The following is a 22,122-nucleotide window of genomic DNA, read 5'->3' as shown; positions in this document are numbered from 1 at the left end:
GAAGTTCAAATTTTAATTAATAAATTATCAAAGAGTAGAATATGAAAAAGATCATACTAGTTATTCTTGGTATGCACTTTTCTTTTATGGCCTTAGCATCTGGCGAGGATCGAGAACATAAAGGAAATCATCATATCCATGGTGCCCATGAGGAGTGTTCATTACCAAAGAGTACACAAGATATCATAAGTTGTGCCTTAAGTTTTCATCCTAGTGTGAAAAGACAAGAAGGGAAAATCACATCAGCGGCCTTACTCGAAGAGAAGGCGGGGCAATATCCTAATCCGAAAATATCTGCTAGATATGTACAAGGTGAAAATAACGGTGAGAGCGTATCTGAGCTTGAAACTAATCTTACATTCACAATTCAGTTAGGTGGAAAAAATAGTGCTAAAACAGGGGTTGCAAAGGCATATCATCTTGGGGCCCAAGCAAGTGCCGAAGCGATTAAGTCTCAAGTAAAAATGGATACAATTTTAAATCTCTATCGACTTCGTCAAGTTGTTGATGAAAAGCGAGTTCTAGCGGAGACATTAAAGGCTTTTGAAAAAGTGATAAGACGGTTGAAAAAACTTCCACGTTTATCGGCTGAACAAGAAGCCTCTTTGACACTTTTTGAAATTGCATTTGAAGAAGCAAAGGTTAATGAATCTGAGTTATTTGAAGAAGAGAGAAAATTAGAACACTACTTTCACATAGCAACAGGACATTCTTTTGATGAGATTTATCCTTATCTGCCTGGAGTTGTTAAGTCTTGGCCAAAAATTTCTGATAAAGGCACAGGTGAAGATTCTCCCGAAGTGAAGAAATTAAAGTCCCTATCTCAGCTTGCTACAGTTGAGTTAAATGGACAAGAGGCCCAAGCATGGCCAAATCTACAAATTGGGCCATCCTTTAGTATTGATAAAGATGGGGCTGAGGAAGTAAAGAAGATTGGTATAAATGTCGAAATTCCTATTCCTCTTTTTCAAGTCAATGGGGGTGGAAAGGCCCACGCACGAAGTGAGCTTTTACGTTCTCAAAGAAATATCAAGTTAACAAGAGCCGAAGAAAATCATGAACGATATGAACAACTACAGGTTTATGAAAGTTCCACTCGGATTTTATCTAAAACTCTAAAACAGGATGTGATTGCAAAGAAGCATAAGCGTATCGAAAGGCTTTACCAAAGGGGAGTCGTTTCAAGTTCAACCTTCTTAGATTCACTAAGACAAAAAGATAGTTATTTAAAAAGTCGTAATCATAAAGAAATAACCGCAATTAAAGCGCTATGGAGTATCTATATGTATGACGGAAAAATATTTGAGGTAAGTTTATGAAATATATAATCGTATTTTTAATTTCTTTTATCATATTTGGCAGTGAAACTACTGTTGAATTAAAGAAAGGCGGGGCCGTCACTGCGTTTACTAAGGAAGATGGCTTTAAATTAAGTGATAAGGCGATCAACAACCTAGGGGTAAAATTCACACCAATAAAAGGAAGTGGCCCATGGGTTATTCCGAAGAGTGCTCTTGTTAGAATTAAATATTCTACTGGTGTTTATCGTAAGTGGGATAACTGGATAACGCTTGTTCTTGTTAAGGTGCTCAGCCAGACGAAGAATACTGTGACGATTAGATCTGTTGATCTTGAAGCACAAGATTTGGTGGCCATTAGTGGTGTCGCGTTTTTAAGAATGACAGATGCTGATTTAAATTCTGATACAGTCGATTCTTGTGCACACTAAGGGGAGGATAAAATGATTTCTAAAATTGTTAGGTTCTCCGTCGATAATAGGTGGATTGTCATTTTATTAACTTTTCTTATTGGATTTGCCGGTTGGGAAAGTTTTAAGCATCTACCTATTGATGCGGTACCAGATATTACAAATATTCAGGTACAAGTTAACACTCAAGTTTCAGGCCGTGGACCGGATGAAATTGAAAGAACTGTTACGTATCCTCTAGAAACGGCAATGAATGGTGTCCCAGGTGTTACACAAGTTCGCTCAATCACTCGTTATGGCCTTTCCCAAGTTACAGTTGTCTTTACAGAAGGAACAGATATTTACAAAGCAAGACAACTCGTTTCAGAAAGGCTTCAGGCAATAATTGGCCAGCTTCCAAAATTCGTTGAACCGGTACTTGGGCCTGTCAGTACTGGGCTGGGTGAGATTTACCACTATGTCATTGAAGCTGACGAACTGGCAGACGGAGATGAGAGACTTAAGCAGTTAACTGAAATTCGCGCCATCCAGGATTGGTATGTGAAGCCAAGGCTTCTTACTGTTAAAGGTATTGCTGAAGTTAATACAATAGGAGGATATGAGAGACAGTATCATATAAGTCCAGATCCTTCCCTTATGGCAAAGTATGGACTTCACTTTGATGATATTGAAAATGCAATTGCTAGTGTTAATAAGAATGCTGGTGGAGGCTATATTGAACAAACTGCGGATCAATTTATTGTTCAAGCATCGGCCCTTTTCGAATCTCTTGATGATATTAAAGATGTACCAGTTAAGAGATTAGCAAATCTAGAAGTCGTTACAATTCGTGATATCGCTGAAGTTGGTTTTGGTAAGGAGCTTCGAACCGGAGCAGCTCTTCACAATGGACGTGAAGTAGTTCTCGGTACTGTCCTTATGCTCTTAGGTGAGAATTCAAGAGATGTGAGCCTACGTGTCTCAGAGCAAGTTGAAAAAATAAAGAAGGGCCTACCCAAGGGCTATCGAATTGAGACATTATATAATCGTTCTGACCTTGTTAATGCGACTCTCGATACGATTAAGCACAATCTTTTAACGGGAGCAGCTTTAGTCATTGTGATTTTATTTCTCTTAGTAGGAAATTTGAGGGCCGCACTTATTACTGCTATAGTTATCCCAATTTCACTTCTTATTACATTTATTCTCATGAAGAAATATGGAATTTCTGGGAATCTCGTAAGTCTTGGTGCACTCGATTTTGGTATTATTGTTGATGGTGCAGTTATTGTTCTAGATAATTGCGTAAGGCATATACAAGATCGCTCTAAGGGACTTGGGCGAAAACTTACTTCACGTGAAATCAAGAATACGATTCATGATGCCACAATGGAGATTAGAAAATCTGCAGGTTTTGGCGAATTAATTATTGTTGTGGTTTTCTTACCAGTGTTTGCCTTTGTGGGCATTGAAGGTAAGATGTTCATTCCAATGGCATCTACTTTTATTTTTGCTCTGCTCGCCGCTTTAGCGCTTTCTTTTACATTTGTCCCAGCTCTAGGATCACTCCTCTTACAAGGAGATGTAAGAGATAAAGAGCCACTTCTTATGAGTTGGTTAGAGAGAGTTTATTCACCAGTTTTAAACTATTCTCTTAGGGCGAGAAAACTAGTTTTTACTTTTGCTATCGTTGCTGTGATCTGTGGAAGTTACTTCTTTAGTCGACTTGGAGGAGAGTTTTTGCCAACTCTTAATGAAGGCTCAATTGCCGTACAAATGATTAGGCCTGTCTCAGTTGGAATTAATCATTCTGTAGCACTTGAAGAGAGGTCACAAAATATCATTAAGAAAATACCTGAAGTCGCTCATGTTTTTAGTCGTATTGGAACGGCAGAAATTTCGATGGATCCAATGGGGCCAAATATTTCAGATAGCTATATCATGCTTAAACCTGAAGCCAAGAGGCCGAAGGAAGAGATCGTGGCCGATATTGTAAAACAGCTTGAGGCCACAACTCCGGGACAGAGAATTCTTGTCAGTCAACCAATTCAATTGCGTTTCAATGAACTTATGGAGGGAACTCGTTCTGATGTATCTCTAAAAGTTTTTGGTGAAGATCAAGAAGTTCTAACTGCAGAAGCTGAAAAAATTGCAGCTGTTATTCAGTCAATTGAAGGCGCGGGGGATGTTGAACTTGAGGCCAAAGGAAAAATGACTGTTCTTGATATAAGACCAAAATATAAAGTTCTTAAAGGGCTAGGTCTTTCTAGTTCAGAAGTACTCGAGACTGTTGGAATAGCTATCGGTGGTGAACAAGTTGGAATCTTTTATGAAGGCATGAAGAGGTTTCCGATTATTGTTCGATTAAGTGATTACAAAAGGCAAAGCATTGAAGAGATTAAACGTCTTCCGGTAGGACTTACTGGAGGCTCTACTATTCCTCTGGAAGAAGTTGCAGAAATAAATTTTAGAGATCATTATAGTTCTTATAGCCGTGAAGAAACGAAGCGAAGAATTGCAGTTTTGATTAATCCACGTGGACGAGATACAGAGTCGTTCGTTAAAGAAGCTCAAAAAGCTGTGGAAGAAAAAGTTAAACTACCACCTGGTTATTATATGGAGTGGGGAGGTAATTTTAAGAACTTAAACGAAGCAAAGAATCGATTGGCAATTCTTGGACCTTTGGCCTTGGTATTCGTTCTCATTATGATTTATGCAGCTTTTAGAAATGTTTTTGAAACAATTCTGATTTTCTTATGTGTTCCTTTTGCTCTGGTTGGAGGAGTTGTTGCATTGATTGTTAAGGGGATACCGTTTAGTGTTTCTGCTGGTGTCGGTTTCATTGCACTTTCAGGTATTGCTGTTTTAAATGGAATAGTACTTGTTAATAATTTTAACAACCTCAGAGAAAAGGGATTGACTGGTGCTGAAGTTATAAAATCTGGAGCGCTCTTAAGGCTTCGCCCTGTTATGATGACGGCCTTAACAGATATCTTAGGGTTTTTACCGATGGCCATTGCTTCTGGCCTTGGTGCTGAAGTTCAAAGGCCACTTGCCACTGTGATTATCGGTGGAATTATCTCTTCAACAATTTTAACTTTAATTGTTATACCTGTTTTTTATTCTAGTTTAGAAAAGTGGATTTTAAAATTTAACCAAGAAAATATTTAAAGGAGAAAAGTTTATGAAATTATTATTACTGGCATCATTTTTACTTGGAAGCTTAAGTTACACAACAACTTCCATTGCTAGTACTGATTTAAATAGTGTTATTGAAACTAAGGATGAAAAACGTTCAACAGAGAAAAAGCGCAGAAGAAAAAAAGTTGAGATGTGCAATGACTGTGGGAAACCTGAAACAGAATGTGACTGTGAAGGGCATGGAGATAGTAAATCTCATGATGATCACAGTCATCACTAATTTATATAAAGCTAGGCCTGTGTCTTATTATAATTCACGGGCCTTTAATTTAGCGTAATTGTAGATTAATTCACGCCAGTTTTGCATAAGGGCAGGGGCCGTAAGCTTAACAAGTTTTGGATCGCTTGGAATATAGTCGTAAAGAAAGTATTCCATGGCAAATTGAATTGTCTGCATACCGATATATAACTCAGTAAAGAAGTCGATATCACCCTTTTGATAATAGGCGATTAATTCGGCCACGTCTTGGTGGTATTCACATGAGCCGCATCCGCTACACATTCCGTAGTTTTCAACAAAGGCCAAGTGTTGCTGCGTTTGAGTTGCAATAACTTGTTCCCTCTCATCTGAGTCTGCACTAAAGCTCTCAACTAATTCAAGTGCACGTTCTGGATATTGATTGATGGCCATGAAAATGCGCTCATAGAATGTAGCGTATAGGGAAGTAAAAATTGAATCTTCAATGAGGTAGTAGAAGAAGTCTTCTGTGGACTTTGTTCCAGCTTTTAAGTTTTCATAACTAGCAAGGGCCATCTTAAGAGGTGCATCTTCAAACTCTTCTAATTCAAAGAAGATTTTTGCAAGCTCTTGTTTGCCAAGATCAAATTCACTCTTTTGCTTAAATTTTGAAAACATGAACGCCTCCACATAAGTTCTTGTTCTAGATTTTATCAAATTAAATTAAATCAAGAACTTATGTGGAGTGAGTGGCAGAAAGTGCCAGCTCTATGGGCAAGGTATAGTAAATACCTTGTGTATTTCTTCAATGCGATTAAGAGTGTCGCTATCAAGAGTCACTTCACTTGTGGCAAGGTTCTCTCTTAACTGCTCCATCGTCGTTGCACCGATGATATTTGATGTATTAAATTCACGCTTGTTAACAAAGGCAAGAGCAAGAGTTGCAGGAGAAAGCCCTACATCATTTGCAAGTTCAACATAGGCCCTAATCGCATTCTGTGCATGCTCTGATGAGTAGCGAGTGAAGTAGTCGCCGTACTCAGTAAGGCGAGAGTTTGCAGGTCTTTTTCCATCAAGGTACTTTCCTGAGAGTGCGCCAAAGGCCAGTGGTGAATAGGCAAGGAGCCCAACTTTCTCACGGATGGCCATTTCAGCAAGACCAACTTCAAATGAACGATTAAGTAGTGAGTATGGGTTTTGAATTGAAACAGGGCGTGCGGTATTTGTTTCCTTGGCCGCATCAAGATATTTCATAACTCCCCAAGGTGATTCATTTGAGAGACCCCAGTGAAGAATCTTTCCTTCTTTGATAAGCTCATCCATTGCCTCGACTCTTTCATTGAAGCTTACTTCAATCTCAGGAGTGATATGCTCGTAATTTAGACGCCCAAAGAAATTTGTCACACGTGATGGCCAGTGAATCTGGTAAAGGTCTAAGTATTCAGTGTTAAGCCTTTTAAGTGAGGCCTCACAAGCTATTTTAATATCACTTTTTGAAAAGGCACTCTTTCTAATGTCACTATTTCTAATATAGCTATCCATTGATCCAGGGCCTGCTACTTTTGAAGCAAGAATAAACCTGTCTCTATGAGTTTGCATTTTATCCCATTTTCCAATGAATTGTTCTGTTTTCGTGTAAGTATGTTGTTGGCCTGGCACTGGATACATTTCTGCTGTATCAATAAAGTTAACACCGTAATCGATTGCTAGGTCAAGTTGTTCATGGGCCTCTTCAATTGTATTTTGTTCTCCCCATGTCATTGTCCCAAGACAAATTTCACTCACTTTTATATCTGTATTTCCTAATTGATTAAACTTCATAAACCCTCATTTGTATTTGGTTTTATTATTGCTGCTTAACCATTTCTTCTAATGGAAGCTGTGTTTGTTTCTTGATGTAATTAACTAATGTAAAAATAATAACCACTGTCACGATTAAAGTAGGAACAGAGATAACTGGAAAACTCAGAGCAGTCATTCTTCCTAGGCTTTCATTAAATTCAACTGTTCCTGGTGCTCCTTTAAGAACGATGACCGCAAGAACATAATTTAAAAATGCTGAAAGAAAGAATGTTGAAGAAAAGTAGAATCCTGCCACATGAATCTTTTGTTTGAAGTCGTCGTGTAAACCTCTTGCTTCAAAGGCAAGGTGGATTTTTTCCATATCAAAGATTTGTTCAAATAAAGTTCTTATCAGTGGCTTCTTTGTAAATTGCGATGCTAGTACAAAGAGACCAATCACAAGTGGAACAGCAGTTTCTTTGACAATCATCCATGTGCGATCAAGCTCAAGAAGACCAATCCCACCTGTAAGGAGAACACTGACAAGACCAATGGCCGCAATCCAGTTAAACTTTCTTTTTGAGATAAAGTCCCACGCTCCATAGAGAAGAGGAAAGCCAAGAGCAATAATAAGAGCATTTACTTGCCCTAGTTTTTCTGGCCCAGAAAATTTCGTTAGTATTACTGATGGAATCACAACATTACAAAGAATGTTGATGAACGGGTTTTCATTTTTGTTTTCTTTATTTAATTCAGTCGTATCTGACATTTAGAATCCTTTTATAATTTGCCCTTCATAATACCTAAATCAATAAAGTAGGAAAAGGTTTAAAAGACCAATGTGAAAACTCGGGTATTGTAACAACTTCTTACAACCTGAAATCTGAACTTGTCTTAAGAAAATTTAAATGAAATCATTTTTTTTACCCGAATTACTTTTGATCACGGATGAACATAAGGATAAATCATGAAAAAACTATTTCTTGCACTAGGTATGACGTGTGCACTGAGTGCTTCAGCTCAAAATTACAATGGTTACATTGTTAAACTAAAGCCAGGTTACGAATCTTTTGTTAACACAAATATGGCCGATGCTCAGGTTAGAAAACTAAGCTTTGGTACATTTGCTGTCGTTAAGCAAAAATTCGAAGGTCTTGTTCAAGACCCTGCGGTTGAGTATGTTGAGAAAAACTGGATCATTAACTTAAATGAATTTTCAGCTCCTCAACAAGATGATTCTTCACTAACTGAAAATCGCGATGAGCAATTTTCTAAGCAGTGGGGACTTTTAAATGATGGAAGCAACTCTGGTGGTTGGTTCTCAAGAGGAAAAGCTGGTGAGGACATTAATGCATCTGCTGCATGGAATGTTGAAACAGGTAACCGCGACCTCGTTGTAGCTGTTATTGATACTGGTGTTGATTACACTCACGCTGATCTTAAAGCTAATACATGGAAGAATGAAGGTGAAATCGCAGGAAATGGAATTGATGATGATGGAAACGGATTTGTTGATGATGTTTACGGATATGACTTTGCAAATAAAGATGGTGACCCAATGGATGGGCACTCTCATGGTACTCACTGTGCTGGTGTAATTGGTGCTCGTCACAATGGAACTGGAATTATGGGTGTTATGGCAAATGTAAAAATTATGTCGATCAAATTCCTAAGTGATAGTGGTTCAGGAGAGACAATTGATGCAATTTCTTCAATTGATTATGCTGTTGCTAATGGTGCAAAAATTCTTTCAAACTCTTGGGGTGGAGGAGAGTACTCTGAAGCACTAAAAGAGTCGATTGAGAATGCACGTGATAAAGGTGTTCTTTTCGTAGCAGCTGCTGGTAACTCAAGAATGGATAATGATTCAAGACCAACGTATCCAGCAAACTATGATGTTGCTAACGTGATCACAGTTGGTGCAATGGATGGAAAAGGGAATCGTTCATCATTTTCTAACTATGGACAAGAAACAGTTCACGTATTTGCTCCAGGATCAAATATTCTTTCAACTGTTCCAAATAACCGTTACAAGAAAATGTCTGGTACTTCAATGGCTACGCCAATGGTTTCAGGGGTTCTAGGACTTCTTCTTTCAAAAGAAGATGGACTTTCTTTCTCTGAAATAAAAGAAAGAATCTATTCGACTTCTGTTCCTAATCCAGGACTTATCACAAAAGCTAAGTCTGGACGTATTGAAGCTTACCGCCTACTTAACAATATCCAAAACTAGTGATATAAAAAGGGGAGTCATAAGACTCCCTTTTTTTATTATGAAAATCAAACTACCCGAAATCCTTATTCGAAAATTAAAAATGACTCCTTATCATAAACTAGGTGGCGCCGCGGGCGTTCAAGAACTTGTCAATGACTTCTATGAAGTTATGGATACTGATCCTAAGGCATCAAAGTGTCGTGCGATTCACGCAAGCTCACTTGAGAGTGCTAATAAGAAGCTCTTTATGTTCTTGTCTGGATGGTTAGGAGGCCCTAGTTTATATATTGAAAAGTATGGCCATCCAAGAATGAGGAAGAGACATTTTCCATTTAAAATTGGCTTCGCTGAGCGAGATGAGTGGCTCTACTGTATGAGAAAGGCCATGGATAAGAAGCAACTAAAGCCTGAGTTTGATAAAGAACTCTGGGGTGCTTTCGAAAGATTCGCTGAGCATATGAGAAACCAAGACTTTTAGTTCTTCGATTTCGATTCCGCAAAATTTTTCATAGTGTAATTCATTTAAGAGTTCGAGGCAGCGCTCAAAATGTGTTCTAAATGCACTTTCTTGCTTCATTTCTAATTTCAAAAGACCTGCCGCAATTTTTATAATGGCCTTAAATAAAATGGCAAAGTCATCTGTTCGGTTATGTTCATTCCACAGAGACTCTAGGTAAGCATGGGCCTCCCAGAAATAGCCTTCATTCACTAAATCTATGGCAAATAAATAATCTTCATTATTTTTAAAGTCATCACTTGAACTTAGGCGAGCTGTTTGAGGCTCGCCTGTAACTTCCATATGGCCACCAGTTTTTAAGGGGTGAGGATTCACTCCTGGACGAAATTTATATGGTGGTAGAGGACGAGTCGAGTATCTTATGAAAGTCTCCAGTCGAAATCAAAGAGAAGTTTTCCTTCATCAATATGAACTTGAGAAACAATCTTTGACCAAACCTTCTCATTTGGATCCCATTGAAATCTTGCACGTGCAACCTTATGTTTGATTGCATTGAATTTTTCAACTTCTTGACGATTTTTCCAATTTGGTGCTTTTAATTCTGCAACGATACGCACCTTTGGAGCACTTGCTAATTTTGCCATTCTTACATAGTCATAGTGAGAAGCGATCTTAAGCATTGCAAGAACGTCAGTTACAGCTCTATGTGGGAATGGATTAATGAAGCCATGTGAGTGCTCTAGAAGTGCCATTGACTTGTGAGTGATTTTTCTTGGGTACTCTACATCTTCTTGCGTATCGATCCAGACTTTATTAGGCATCTCGATACCATATCTTTTAAACATCGCCGTTAGCATTGGCTTATCATATTTAGCACCATTGTGGGCCATCATATAGTCGGCCTTCTTCATGAGTAAGGCAACTCTTTCAAGGGCCATTTTGATTTCATCACCGCGGCGACCCCACTCAGCAAGTAATTGTTCGTCAATACCTGTAAGCTCAATAACTTCTTCTGTAAGCTTTAAGCGATCTTTTTCATCGATTAGTTCTGAGAAGATTCTAACTGGAGAGTTGATGCGTGTGTCCCAAAGAACTGCTCCAATTTCTGTAACGCGGTCAACTTCGAGGTTTACACCTTTTTGCGTTAAATTTTCGTTAATACCTTCTAAATCAACTCCAAGAATGAGCATTTGACGTCCTTTTGTTGGTCTTGCTGTGTGCCATAAGATTAATTGACAATATTCTGACTTATTTAGGACAATTATTAACGATACGTTTAATATTGTAAATGCTGGGATTACTTAGATTTAATGAAACCTTATATTGTACTTATATTCACGGCGTTAATAGTTGCCTTTTTCTCTGGAAGTTTTGTTTTAAAAACTTTTGCTCCTCGATTTGCTAGTCAGTACCAAATTGATGAAATTAATGAGCTAAAAGTTAAGATGCAAACCTCAATTACACCTTACGCCATTGTTAATTTCTCATCTCTTTATTACTCAGATGAGCAGTTCCAGCTTCTTAATCCATCCCTTGCAATTGAAGAATTTGATGCATCTCTTCTTTCAAGTTCAAAAGGGTGTTCAAATATTGAAATTCTTCAATCTCAATTAACGGGAACGCGCAAGAAGGGAGTATGGGAGCAAATTCGTTGTGGAAGAATTAGAAATATTCCGAATTGGTTTGTTAAGTCACCACCTTATATTCATGAGTCAGGTGTAAGTTACGCTTATCTTCTTTTCCAGTACCAATTAGCAACAGGTCAGGCTTCGCAGACTTCATGGGTAAGAAGAAGGCTTTCATACTTTCATGTCTCTGAGCTGGCACAATTACAGCGTGAAATAGGCCCCCTAGGTGGGATCTATGGACTTCTTGCAAGTCTTTCACAAGAAACTCTGCAGGATATTATTAATGAAGAGGGGACAATCCTTGCTAAGAACTTCTTACTTGCTAGGATCAAATACCCAAGACAATACAATGTCTTAGAGTATCGTTTCTACGCTAATGATTCTATTGAGAGATTCTTAGATCAAACTCCTTATCAAATCACAAGGGCACGAGCAGGGAAGTGGTGTGTTTATAATGATGGCCCAATCTGTTGGAGACAAAATACCAGACACCTCTTACAAACAGTTTCCACATCAACCCTGACATCATTTACAGGGATTATTGTTATCTTCTTTATCATTCTTTGGTTGCTCTTTAGCAAAATTAAGGATGATAAGGTTGAAGAGAGTCGAAAGAAGATGGCCCTTCAGGTTCTAACTCACGAGTTTAGAACACCTGTTGCATCTTTACTACTCATCGTCGAAAAAATGAATCGCTCTCTTGGTTCTTTGCCGGAAGACCAGCAAGAAGATGTTTTGCGTATCGCAGGTGAAGTTTACCGCTTACAACGATTAACGGAGAAGTCTAAGCACTATCTACAGGGGGCAAATGCTTCAGGTATGTTAACATTCAGTTATGAAAAGTTAGAACATTTAGAAGATCTTATTTATGATACAATCATTCCTATTAAGGAAACTTACGATAAGGAAATTGATATCTCAATCGATGTCAATGATACGATCTTTGTTGATTATTACTGGTTTCAAATTTTAATAAAGAACCTTGTTGAGAATTCTTTTATTCATGGTGCAGAAGAACACTATTTAAAGATTTATGAGAAGGACAAATTCTTTGTTGTTGAAGTTGGTGATGGTGGTGAGATTACAAAGGATCTGGATACACTGACTAGTGAGTTTGTGAAAGGTTCTAAGAGTTCTGGTACTGGTTTAGGTTTAAATATTATTAAAAATATAGTTGATGAATGGGGCGGGAAGATTGAGTTGGTAAAGAAGCCGACGAAATTTATTATTACGCTACCTAAAAGGAAGTAAATATGGATAAGATTCTATTAGTTGAAGATGATATTTCACTAGGAAAAGGAATTCTTGATTTTCTTAAGATGGAAGGGTTTGACACAACTTGGGCACAGACTCTTGAAGAAGCTAGAAAAATTGATCTAAAAGGATTTAACCTTATCATCCAAGACTGGATGCTTCCTGACGGGCAAGGGATCGACTTTCTCAAAGAGATTCGTGCAAATAATAATAACACGCCAATGATTATTCTAACGGCCAAAACTGACTTAATAGATAAAGTCGTAGGACTTGAGTCAGGGGCAAATGATTATATGACAAAACCTTTTGAGTCTCGTGAGCTTCTTGCTCGTATTCGAGTTCAACTTAGAATAGGAGATCAAGGTGCAACGGCCAAGGAAATCGACACAAAGGGTGTGCTAACTCTTGGAAAGCTTAAAATTGATAATGATACGAGAGAAGTTACTTGGGACGGAAATTTAGTTGAACTAACAAAAATGGAGTTTGATTTTCTAAAGCTACTTGTTGAAAATCCAAACCGTGCTCTTTCACGTGATGAAATTTTAAATAAGGTATGGGGATATGAATGCTATCCATCAACTCGTACAGTAGATACACACGTTCTACAATTACGTCAGAAGTTTAATGAAAACTTAATTGAAACAGTTCGTGGAATTGGTTACAAGCTTCGCCCACAATTTGCTCAGTAAAATTAAAAACGTCGAATAACTGATAAATAGGGGCCTTTATAAGGCCCTTTTTTTATATTCTTTTCAAAGATTTGACATAACTCTAACGTATAGTGAATAAAGCTTGGCCATAATGTTACGAAAGGTTTGTTAACAAAAGTTACGAAAACTACTAGGGGCCATTTATGTCTAAGCGATTAACCATTCCACTTCTTTTTGCCTTTGTTGCCTTGTTCTTAGCATCTTGCCAGTCAAAGCAATCAGCAAGTGATCTTCAAAAAACATTGGAGAAGAATCCTGAAATCTTAACTGAAGTCATGAAAAAAAATCCACAACTGTTCATGGAAACACTCCAGAAGATGGCGTCTCAAATGAGGGAGAAGGCCCTTGAAGATCGCAATAAGAAAGAGCAAGAAATTTTAGAAGCAGCATTTAAGAATCCAATTGAAGTTGAAAAACACAGCGAGGACTTAATTATTGGTAATCCGAATGCAAAAGTTGTTATTTATGAATACTCTGATTTTCAGTGTCCATTCTGTTATCGCGCTCTAGAGACTGTTAAGCAGGTTCTTGATGATTATAAAGATGATGTTGCGTTTGTTTATCGTCATCTTCCTATTGATTCAATCCACCCTAATGCTAGACTTGCGGCCAAGTACTATGAAGCAATTCGAATTGAGTATGGACAAAAGGCATTTGATTTTCATGAGATAATCTTGAAGAATCAAAACAAAGTCCGTCATGGTGAAAAATACTTTGTTAGTCTCGTCAAAGAGATGAAGTTAGATGTTAACAAAATTAAAGGACTAGTTAACTCTAAACGTGTTGAAAATAAGATTGCTGCGGACGTAGCAAGTGCAAATAAACTGGGCTTTAGTGGCACTCCTGGTTTTGTCGTGGCCGGTGTTCCAGTTAAAGGCGCATACCCATATTCTCATTTTAAAATGATCTTAGATCGTCGCTTGAATGGAAACTCTAAGGATCCAGCAAGTGAGATGGCAAAGATTAAATAATTAAAGGTCCGTTAGCAAATTAATTAGTTCAGGGTAATCGATAAATGGATTACGGTTGCCCTGATACTTTTCTACTTCATCATTTCTAAATTTTTCAAATTCAGATACCGGGTCTAACTTATCCCATGCCCTTAGAAATTCTTCTTCACGATCATTGATTGGTAGCTCATATGTGACAGCAAAGTAGAATAGTCCACGAGCGATATCGCCTTTGACTTCATTTGGTGGTTCAAATAACGGCATATTCGGATACTTCTTATTTTTCCCAAATTTTGATTCCCCACAGTCTTGAAGTTTATTCTCATCGACTTCACCGTAGTGATATGAGGCCCTCATGCTGTTAACGAAAGAGTCGGTTGGGAAGAGGTGGTGCATATCTGCAACCATATCGTCATATTCATTCTTGCCGTGTTCTACTGAGTCTCCATATTCGAAGAAACGAGACTTTGGCCAAGTATGTTCAGTATTGATAATATTTCCATCAGGAAGATTTTCTTGATCTAAGTGAATATCAACATTATTTTCGTATTCATTTCCACAGTAGAGATCTTTTAGATACTTATTCTCAGAGCCATTCTTGTTGTAAGCGTAGATATTATTAAAAAGATAAAGCCTTGCTGTTTTATAGTAGAGCGTTCGCTTTCCTTTTTTCATAAGTGCAGATAAGCGTTTTCTAAACTCTGCTTGGTTGAATGGTTGATCAGTGTCTCCATGGGCCTTGAGGTCAAGGGGCTGGGCCACTGTTAGTGATGTTGCTAAAATTATTAGAGTTGTACGTAACATACTTTGCTTTTACGGTAATTTATGAACAGATGGTAGGAGATTGTAGAATTTACTTGAAATAGCGCCCCAATAAAAAAACAGGACCTCAGTGAGGTCCTGCCAATTTAAAAATCAAGCTCGTTATTTTAGCTACTTAGGGGACGACTAAGCAGCGTTATTGTACTCTTCGTAATCGTTATCACTATCCATATTTTCTTCATCTACACTTTGTCTAAGGCTTGTTAAAAGCTTCTCTAATTGAAGTCTTTCACCAACACCAAGTTCGACAAATTGTACCCCCATTCCCTCTGGGTAGCGTCCGACAGCATTCGACTTTCTAACGACCTTGGCCTTTAGTTCTAAATCTGTTCCGATATTGAAAGTAAAAGTGTCTCCACAATGGAAGATATCTTTTTGAGTAGGCGTATTATAAGAGATATAAGCACCTGTTCTTGAGATATCAAAAGTTTCACCAAGATTAATTGGAATATCTGTTGAAGAAACCTTTGTTGGAAGTGGCGCTTGGTAGCGAATTGCTGTTTTCCACCACTGAGCAGTAGGTGAGTTAATAACATTTGTTTCATGACTTAGGATAAAGTATGAAGTCATAAGGATATAGGCAAAAGTTGATAGAATAACTGAAGCTGCTTCAAAGTCATTACCATAAACTAAGACAATCGAATTATTTAAACAAACAAAGCCAATCGATAATGGAAAGCTCCACTTGATGTCATCTTGTGCTGTAAATGAGAAATAAGCATTTAGAAAACAAGAGGCCATAACCATGAAGTTAAAGACTGTCATTTTCGACCAGATGGCACCAATATCAGTTGCACCATGACCGTAGAGGAACATGACCTGAATTGGGATGCTAACTGCAATTGCAATAAATACAAATGCATAAATATTAAAGATTAATGGCTTGATCTTCATTGATGACTCCTTGAGTGTCATTTTGTGTAAAGTGATAACAATAACTATTTACGCGATTAATATAATTCTTTGCTTCTTGAAGGCGATCGGAGTTACGCCAGTCAGTTTCTAACTTTATTAATTGAGACTTCACTCTAAATGGGCCAGAGTTGTAACTAGCAAGAATCAAGTCTGTAAAGAGTTGGCTTTTCTCAAATGTCTTAAGATTTTTTATTTTTGGATATGACTTTTGAACAAGGTCGATATTGCCACGCCAATACTTCTTTAGGTATTCAATATACTCGAGTCCACCGATAACAGATTTCTTTCGATTAAGTCGCCAATCATTATTTTGATTAATCTTTCCAGATCTAACCATAAACTTTACGAGTCCATACGGAAGTTTTTCAATTCTCTTGTCTACTTTCCATGTGTCATACTTCTTAATGACGTGCTGGCTTGCTGCATCGGTAACTTGTGTTAGACCAATTGCCTTTGCAGAGCTTACCGAGCGATAATTAAAGCCTGACTCTTGGGCAATAATACCTAGAAGCATTGAAGGATTAGTATGCACTTTAGATGCTTCTTTTTTTACTAGATCAATAAAGCTCAACTTTACATTGAATGGGTCAGTCGTTGTAATCGTTGTTTTATTATTGGCAGCTGTGAATTGTTTACATGAAGGTTCTTCATAACGATAAAGTGAACGAATTTCTCCACGGTATTGGTAGCCAATTTTAATATCAGTCTCAAGTCTTGCAGGAAGACTTAGGCGGTTGATTTTATAAATAATATTTTGGTCATCTTCATAGATAACTTTATTATTATTTTTAAAGCTAGAAGTGATATTTCTACCATTCCAAAAGATCACAATATTTTCAGGGTTGAGTTTTCCACGAGTTGAGTTGATCTTAATATAGAGGTCATAAACAGTGTGACGATTTTGTTTCTTTGGAAAGAACTCGATACCAATTGTACTTGTTCCAACATTATCAAAGTTTAGATGGTTATCTAAGATATTAGTAAAGGCCTCAAGATTCTCGAAATGATCTCCGTCATTAATAATTGAAAGAGTGTCACTTCCGAACGGATTCATTGGCCCAGCACATGAGGTAAATAGGAGAGTTGCTCCAAAAAAGAGTGCCGAAAAACTTGCTCTTAACAAGACTCTGACAATGTGCTGACGAAATGTTGGTTTAAGTGCCATGTTCATTGACACTATTATGACAATTTTGGATAAGTCGCTGAAGTTGCGGAGTAAATAATTCAGTTAAATCAGTAGCTTAGGTGAGAATCACTATAAAATCTATGGTTAGCAAAATCCGTAAATTTCGCCAACTTTAGAAGCCATAGAAAAAACCGTTATTGGCATCTGTTAAATTCTTTAAAAATTTATATAAATCCGACGATTTACTGAAATTCTTTGCCCCAACTCCAATGGCATTAATTTGCACTTTTCTGAGATTATTTTTGTCTGTGATATCCCTAACAATGTCGTCGATATTATCCGGTGAAGTTGTTCGTCCAGACTTCGTAGGGGAGCCATCACTTAGGAGAACGATATCGGTTAGTTGAGGGTATTGATCAATCACGTACTTAAGGGCCGCCCTTGTTGGTGTTGCGCCATAAGGCCTTAGGCTTGCCAAAAATTCATATACCTCTTCTTTTATTTTAAGGTCCCTAAGGTCTTGTAAAACACCCCACAGCGCATATTGTGAACTTCGGTTCTTACCAGGGAAATAGATAATGTCGACATAGTAGTCCTTACCCATTGAGGCAATAAGCATCTTAAGTCCTGCTTTAACTTGGCCGATGCGATCATCTGTACCCATTGAGCCTGAAACATCAATAAGAAAGGCCACGTGTTTGCCTTTAAAGTTAAATCCAACATCAGCGCTTTTGGCAACTGGAGTAGGAGTTGGTTTTGGTTCAGGCTTTGGCTCAGGCTTCGCCTTAGGTGGAGTAATTTGTGCAGTAAGTTCTTGAATGACTTTCTTTTGATCTTTGGCAAGCTTCTCACATTGAGACAGGGCCTGCGAATTATCAACACATACTTCTTTCGGTTTTTCGACAACAGGAGTCTCATTCTTTGGAACAACAATAAAGAGGATGATAACCGCTCCAAGTGCTCCTGAGAGTAAATCGAGAAATGAAATATTAAAAACGTCTATGGACTTTCTTTGGCGCATTCTTTGCTTTCCTACATCTCAATCTTATTAACAAGGTTTTCAATAACATATTCTTTTGTCTTCATATGAAATTGATCTGTTGCTTTTTGTAGGTCGTGAAAGAGCCACATAAGAATGATACTTAGAATAAGTGCAACAAGTGTTGTATCAAAGGCAACACCAAGTGTAGAAGTAATCAGTTGCATGTCTTTAGAGTTTGCTAACATGAGTGCGCTTGAGATACCAAGTACGGTACCAATAAAACCTAAAGACGGAATGGCCCATAACAGGTAGCGAATGTTGGATTGTTCAGTTTCTGAGTTGTCTCGATGTAGATCAGTGATGATATTAATAACCTCAAGAACTTCTGAAACATTTTTCGTTGAACGAAATTTCGCACAAGAGTTTTTAATGAGTTGAGTTAAAAGAGTCTTTGTGTACTTCTTCTCAAAGTCTTTCACTTTCTGACCAATTTGAACAACATCATCAGACATGAGCAGGTGCTTTTCATCTGTCGGCAGAAGATTGGCCTTAAAGTAGGATTTCTCTGCTTTTATTTGGGCCTTTAATGCTTTTATTTCCGAGATTGACCAGAAGAAGGCCAAATATGTTAGCCACTGAATGTAGCCACCTTTGATGAAATTTCCACCTAAGAGAATTAGCAATCTTGAAACCATTCCATCTTGTGGGAAAATACCAGACAGATATACTCCATTTAATAGTCCCACCATAACACTGCTCACAACAACAGCTTGTCCAATGAGTTGCAATTCTTTCTTTTCTAGCATTGAATGACCTTTTACTCTAAAATTATAGGTATATTTTATATTTATTATAACTGACTTTAAAAGGATATAAATGGTGGGAAAAAATAGTGAAAATGAACCAGTAGGAGAACTATGTGTTCGCACGCTAACGATGCCTTGTGATACAAATCACAATGGTGATATCTTTGGAGGTTGGGTTCTTTCGCAAATGGATATCGCCGGTGCAATCTATTCTGGAAAGCGCTGTAATGGCCGTACGGCAACTATCGCAATTGAAGCAATGAAATTTATCCAACCTGTAGGGGTTGGGGATATTCTATGTTGCTACTGCTCAACTGTAAGAGAAGGAAATACATCTCTTGCCGTTAAGGTTGAAGCTTGGGTTATTCGTAAGTTTGAAACAGAAAGAGTTAGAGTAACTGATGGTATCTTTACTTACGTGGCCATTGATGAGCAGAAGCGCCCACGTAGTATCAACTCTAAAACAATTCTCGATAAATAAGGATTTATATATGAGCGTAATTAACGTTGAAAATGTCTCTAAGAGTTATAGAGACCAAAAGGCATTATCTGACTTTTCACTGACTGTAGAGCATGGGGATGTTGTTGCTCTTTTGGGGCCAAACGGTGCTGGGAAGACAACTTTTGTAAAGTGTATGCTAAACCTCATTAGTGCAGATAGTGGAAAAATTTCGATTTATGATATTGATTCAAGTGAGCCAATGTCACGATCACGGCTTGTCTACCTACCTGAAAAATTCACTTTCTATAATTATTTTACTGTCGAGGAAACTCTTAAGTTCTTTGCTGAATTTCATCAAGTTGAAAAGTCTCAAGTCAAAGAGAGAATTAAAGAGGCCTTAGGGAAACTATCAATTGGAGAGTTAGGTAAGAAAAAACTCAGTGAGTTATCAAAGGGACAAATGCAACGAGTTGGTCTTTGTATCGCAATTGTTGCAGATAAGGATTTAATTATTTTGGATGAACCATTTTCTGGTCTTGATCCGATTGGGATAAAAGATGTGAAAGATATTTGTCTCGAACTTTCAAGCAAAGGGAAAACAATTTTAATCAACTCGCACATTCTTTCTGAGGTGGAGAAGTTTGCAAAGAAAGTTATTATTTTAAATCACGGTAAAGTTCAGGCCCAGGGGCCAATCGATGATGTACGTGATGGAATGTCTCTAGAGGATCGATTCTATACTCTTGTTAAAGGGACGAAAGAGGAAAGTGGGGAAGCTCATGTTTAATTTTACGCTAATTAAAAATACAATTGAAAAAGAAGTTCGAAATAAATCAGTCATTTTCTTATTCGCTATGACTGTCGTCGTGATGTACCTAGGTGGTGTTTTAAGTAATACTCTACAAATTGAAATTCAAGAGTCGGGTTTTAGTACTTATCTAGCAACAGCTAGTATGACAGTTGTTATATGGATTATTAGCCTAAGTGCAAAACTAGTGGCCGCTCTTATTTCTGCCAATATCTTTCGTAGTGATCTAGAAAGTGGAGTTATTTCACAAATTTTAGCTCTACCGATCAATCGCTCATCATACGTGATTAATCGTATGCTAGGTGGCGCCCTTTTAAGTTTTCTTTACTTAGTATTCATTCTTATTATCGGTATCATTATCTTAATATCTAATGACCTTGTTCCTAAGGGAGTGGATTTTTCAATGATAAAGATGACCGCTTCTCTTATTCCACACTTCTTACAAATTTTAATTATCATGTTTGTTAGTTGTTTCTTTAGTTTATTCTTCAATAAGATTGGAACACTACTTCTAACATGTTTTTATGTTATTGCCTCGGTTGGTGTCTACACATATATCCAGGCCGGCAATCCTGCTCTATCAGGTATTAACCTTTCATCAATCTTTGGCCTTATCTTTTATTGGCTACTGCCAAGAATTGGAGAGATCTCAGGTCTTGCAGATATGTTATCTCTAGGAGCCGAATTAAACTTAGATATAGTTAAGAGTTTTGTCTTTGGCCTTGTTCACCTTGTGGCAACTTTGGCGATATGGGGATTTATTTTTAACTCTATTTTTAAGAGAAGATCGTTCTAATGAGAAAACTGCTGATCATCCATTCTGATGAGCGTATCCAATCAAGTGTGAGAGAGTACTTAACAAATGAGTACTCTTTCGAGATTGAGTGCCTAGAGAACTCTTCTCTTTTAAAGAATGCAGATGAATTAGCAAGCTTCGATGGAATAATTTGCGAAAATAAGTATATCGATAGTGAAGGGAGGAATATCCCTGGCGGTCAAAATTTTGTTAATTTTATGATCGATCACACGATTAAAAAACCTATTATTATTTTGGGTGAGATGGAAATTGATTATGGGAGCTTTGTTTCTCTACCATCAAGATTCTCACTTCGAGATATTAGCCTTCAACTTATTAAAAGCTTAAATATTACGGATGAAGAACTAAGGCACTTAAAGATGCCTGATTTTGTGAGTGTTGAAATCGCTAACTTTTATCAACTCTCAAATCCATCCTGTGATATCTATATCAAAATGACGAAGGCCGGTGTGGAGCATTTTGTAAAACGAATCTATGCCAATGATATACTCGATAAGGATATTGTAAGGCGCTATGAGCAAAATAATCTTACTCATTTCTTTGTACAAAAAGAAGACTTTGAAAAGCTTATGGGGCAAATCCTTGCTCAGTCACTAACTAAGGTGGTAAAGGCCTTCAAAGAAGATAAGAAGGTGATGGAAGTGAGTAGTGATACCTTTGAGATCTCTCAAAACCTTCTCAATGAAATAGGAATCACTCCACAAACTGTGAAGCTAGCTAGAACGTCAATTGTTGCCATGACAAAGACTGTAAGTAGCTCAAAGAAGTTATCGACACTACTTCGCTCTCTACTCGAGAATGAAACGACATACGCATTTAAAAGAAATTATTTAGCGAGCCTATTCTTCTATCAAATTATTCCAAATCTTGGATGGGGAAGAGGAGAACAGCTAAAGCAAACAATGGATAAGGTTTGTTATATTTGCTTTTTTCACGATATTCTCTTACGTGAAGAGAAACTTCTAAAAATTCACTCTCTCGATGATATGGCACAAGTGGACTTAAGTGAATTAGAAAAGAAGCTTGTTTTAGAACACGCCAATATGACCACTACTATGCTTCAAGAAATATCAGGAATTCCAACAGGCATTGATGTTATTGTTCGTCAGCACCATGGTTCATTAAATGGTGTGGGCTTTCCTGATGTTTACACGTCAAATCTTTCACCACTTGCGATATGTTTTATTGTTATTGAAAAGTATGTTGTGGAAATTCTCAAGTGTATTGAGGGCCGTGAAAAATTAAAATTAAACACGATACTTTTAGAGTTAGAAGAATTTTTTCACTTGAGTAGCTATCGTAAAATAATTTTCGAACTAAAAAGCCTTATAAATTAAAAGGC

General features: G+C 37.5%; 23 protein-coding genes. 13 read left to right on the top strand and 10 right to left on the bottom strand.

The features are described 5' to 3' along the window. The first annotated feature begins 41 nt into the window (after positions 1-41). From ABMA76_RS06630 to ABMA76_RS06615, 4 genes are read left to right on the top strand one after another with little or no spacing between them, the layout of a single operon-like run. Positions 42-1,319: a TolC family protein gene (locus ABMA76_RS06630; RefSeq protein ID WP_392907803.1), complete on the top strand. Its 1,278-nt coding sequence runs from the start codon at positions 42-44 to the stop codon at positions 1,317-1,319. Then, a complete protein-coding gene (locus tag ABMA76_RS06625) occupies positions 1,316-1,729 on the top strand; it encodes a hypothetical protein (RefSeq protein ID WP_392907806.1) in 414 nt (137 codons plus the stop codon). Before ABMA76_RS06630 ends, ABMA76_RS06625 begins: the two co-directional genes overlap by 4 nt. 12 nt (positions 1,730-1,741) lie before the next feature. Next, a complete protein-coding gene (locus tag ABMA76_RS06620) occupies positions 1,742-4,858 on the top strand; it encodes an efflux RND transporter permease subunit (protein WP_392907809.1) in 3,117 nt (1,038 codons plus the stop codon). Positions 4,859-4,871: 13 nt separating this feature from the next. Then, positions 4,872-5,108 (top strand): hypothetical protein, encoded by a 237-nt coding sequence (locus ABMA76_RS06615; protein ID WP_392907811.1) that lies wholly within the window; start codon positions 4,872-4,874, stop codon positions 5,106-5,108. A 27-nt stretch (positions 5,109-5,135) separates the two neighbouring features. On the opposite strand, the gene ABMA76_RS06610 is transcribed toward ABMA76_RS06615, so the two are convergent. From ABMA76_RS06610 to ABMA76_RS06600, 3 genes are all read right to left on the bottom strand, one after another. Beyond that, positions 5,136-5,744, bottom strand: coding sequence for a hypothetical protein (locus tag ABMA76_RS06610; RefSeq protein ID WP_392907813.1), 609 nt, complete (start codon positions 5,742-5,744; stop codon positions 5,136-5,138). Positions 5,745-5,834: 90 nt separating this feature from the next. Continuing rightward, positions 5,835-6,887 (bottom strand): aldo/keto reductase, encoded by a 1,053-nt coding sequence (locus ABMA76_RS06605; RefSeq protein ID WP_392907815.1) that lies wholly within the window; start codon positions 6,885-6,887, stop codon positions 5,835-5,837. A 25-nt stretch (positions 6,888-6,912) separates the two neighbouring features. Beyond that, positions 6,913-7,617, bottom strand: coding sequence for a VC0807 family protein (locus ABMA76_RS06600; protein WP_392907818.1), 705 nt, complete (start codon positions 7,615-7,617; stop codon positions 6,913-6,915). Positions 7,618-7,815: 198 nt separating this feature from the next. On the opposite strand from ABMA76_RS06600, the gene ABMA76_RS06595 reads away from it, so the two are divergent. Both ABMA76_RS06595 and ABMA76_RS06590 read left to right on the top strand, forming a co-directional pair. Next, complete coding sequence (locus ABMA76_RS06595; protein WP_392907821.1) at positions 7,816-9,081, top strand: S8 family peptidase; 1,266 nt, start codon at positions 7,816-7,818, stop codon at positions 9,079-9,081. Positions 9,082-9,121: 40 nt separating this feature from the next. Then, positions 9,122-9,541, top strand: coding sequence for a group II truncated hemoglobin (locus ABMA76_RS06590; protein ID WP_392907822.1), 420 nt, complete (start codon positions 9,122-9,124; stop codon positions 9,539-9,541). Here the strand turns inward: ABMA76_RS06590 and ABMA76_RS06585 are convergent. Continuing rightward, on the bottom strand, positions 9,464-9,862 hold the full coding sequence (locus tag ABMA76_RS06585) for a DUF309 domain-containing protein (protein WP_392907824.1): 399 nt from the start codon (positions 9,860-9,862) through the stop codon (positions 9,464-9,466). The genes ABMA76_RS06590 and ABMA76_RS06585 overlap by 78 nt on opposite strands. Before the next feature lie 77 nt (positions 9,863-9,939). Next, positions 9,940-10,710: a 3'-5' exonuclease gene (locus tag ABMA76_RS06580; RefSeq protein ID WP_392907826.1), complete on the bottom strand. Its 771-nt coding sequence runs from the start codon at positions 10,708-10,710 to the stop codon at positions 9,940-9,942. A gap of 120 nt (positions 10,711-10,830) precedes the next feature. On the opposite strand from ABMA76_RS06580, the gene ABMA76_RS06575 reads away from it, so the two are divergent. The 3 genes from ABMA76_RS06575 (at position 10,831) to ABMA76_RS06565 (ending at position 14,083) form a co-directional block, all read left to right on the top strand. Next, positions 10,831-12,399, top strand: coding sequence for a sensor histidine kinase (locus ABMA76_RS06575; protein WP_392907828.1), 1,569 nt, complete (start codon positions 10,831-10,833; stop codon positions 12,397-12,399). A 2-nt stretch (positions 12,400-12,401) separates the two neighbouring features. Further along, positions 12,402-13,091 (top strand): response regulator transcription factor, encoded by a 690-nt coding sequence (locus ABMA76_RS06570; protein ID WP_392907829.1) that lies wholly within the window; start codon positions 12,402-12,404, stop codon positions 13,089-13,091. 164 nt (positions 13,092-13,255) lie between these two features. Beyond that, positions 13,256-14,083: a DsbA family protein gene (locus ABMA76_RS06565; RefSeq protein ID WP_392907831.1), complete on the top strand. Its 828-nt coding sequence runs from the start codon at positions 13,256-13,258 to the stop codon at positions 14,081-14,083. On the opposite strand, the gene ABMA76_RS06560 is transcribed toward ABMA76_RS06565, so the two are convergent. The 5 genes from ABMA76_RS06560 to ABMA76_RS06540 all read right to left on the bottom strand — a co-directional run bounded on the left by ABMA76_RS06560 (position 14,084) and on the right by ABMA76_RS06540 (position 18,713). Next, complete coding sequence (locus tag ABMA76_RS06560) at positions 14,084-14,866, bottom strand: endonuclease I family protein (protein WP_392907834.1); 783 nt, start codon at positions 14,864-14,866, stop codon at positions 14,084-14,086. It abuts the gene before it with no gap. Between the two features lie 144 nt (positions 14,867-15,010). After that, positions 15,011-15,778 (bottom strand): PilZ domain-containing protein, encoded by a 768-nt coding sequence (locus ABMA76_RS06555; protein WP_392907836.1) that lies wholly within the window; start codon positions 15,776-15,778, stop codon positions 15,011-15,013. Beyond that, positions 15,753-16,970 carry a transglycosylase SLT domain-containing protein gene (locus ABMA76_RS06550; RefSeq protein ID WP_392907838.1) on the bottom strand — a complete coding sequence of 406 codons (1,218 nt, stop codon included), beginning with the start codon at positions 16,968-16,970 and terminating at the stop codon, positions 15,753-15,755. The genes ABMA76_RS06555 and ABMA76_RS06550 overlap by 26 nt, the downstream gene beginning before the upstream one ends. A gap of 127 nt (positions 16,971-17,097) precedes the next feature. After that, on the bottom strand, positions 17,098-17,946 hold the full coding sequence (locus tag ABMA76_RS06545; RefSeq protein ID WP_392989013.1) for a VWA domain-containing protein: 849 nt from the start codon (positions 17,944-17,946) through the stop codon (positions 17,098-17,100). Positions 17,947-17,957: 11 nt separating this feature from the next. Further along, a complete protein-coding gene (locus tag ABMA76_RS06540; RefSeq protein ID WP_393061193.1) occupies positions 17,958-18,713 on the bottom strand; it encodes a MotA/TolQ/ExbB proton channel family protein in 756 nt (251 codons plus the stop codon). Between the two features lie 70 nt (positions 18,714-18,783). Here ABMA76_RS06540 and ABMA76_RS06535 point away from each other — a divergent pair, with 70 nt between their 5' ends. The 4 genes from ABMA76_RS06535 to ABMA76_RS06520 are packed head-to-tail and all read left to right on the top strand — an operon-like array spanning position 18,784 to position 22,117. Further along, positions 18,784-19,194, top strand: a complete 411-nt coding sequence (locus ABMA76_RS06535) for an acyl-CoA thioesterase (RefSeq protein WP_392855921.1) — start codon at positions 18,784-18,786, stop codon at positions 19,192-19,194. Between the two features lie 10 nt (positions 19,195-19,204). Next, positions 19,205-19,942, top strand: a complete 738-nt coding sequence (locus ABMA76_RS06530; RefSeq protein WP_392907845.1) for an ABC transporter ATP-binding protein — start codon at positions 19,205-19,207, stop codon at positions 19,940-19,942. Then, positions 19,935-20,759, top strand: a complete 825-nt coding sequence (locus ABMA76_RS06525; protein WP_392907847.1) for a hypothetical protein — start codon at positions 19,935-19,937, stop codon at positions 20,757-20,759. The genes ABMA76_RS06530 and ABMA76_RS06525 overlap by 8 nt, the downstream gene beginning before the upstream one ends. After that, positions 20,759-22,117, top strand: coding sequence for a hypothetical protein (locus ABMA76_RS06520; RefSeq protein ID WP_392907850.1), 1,359 nt, complete (start codon positions 20,759-20,761; stop codon positions 22,115-22,117). Before ABMA76_RS06525 ends, ABMA76_RS06520 begins: the two co-directional genes overlap by 1 nt. Positions 22,118-22,122: the final 5 nt, after the last annotated feature.

This window comes from Halobacteriovorax sp. ZH5_bin.2 (genome assembly GCF_043196375.1).
GTDB lineage: Bacteria > Bdellovibrionota > Bacteriovoracia > Bacteriovoracales > Bacteriovoracaceae > Halobacteriovorax_A.
Note: the sequence above shows the minus strand (reverse complement) of the source record. Positions and strands in the feature narration are given on the sequence as shown.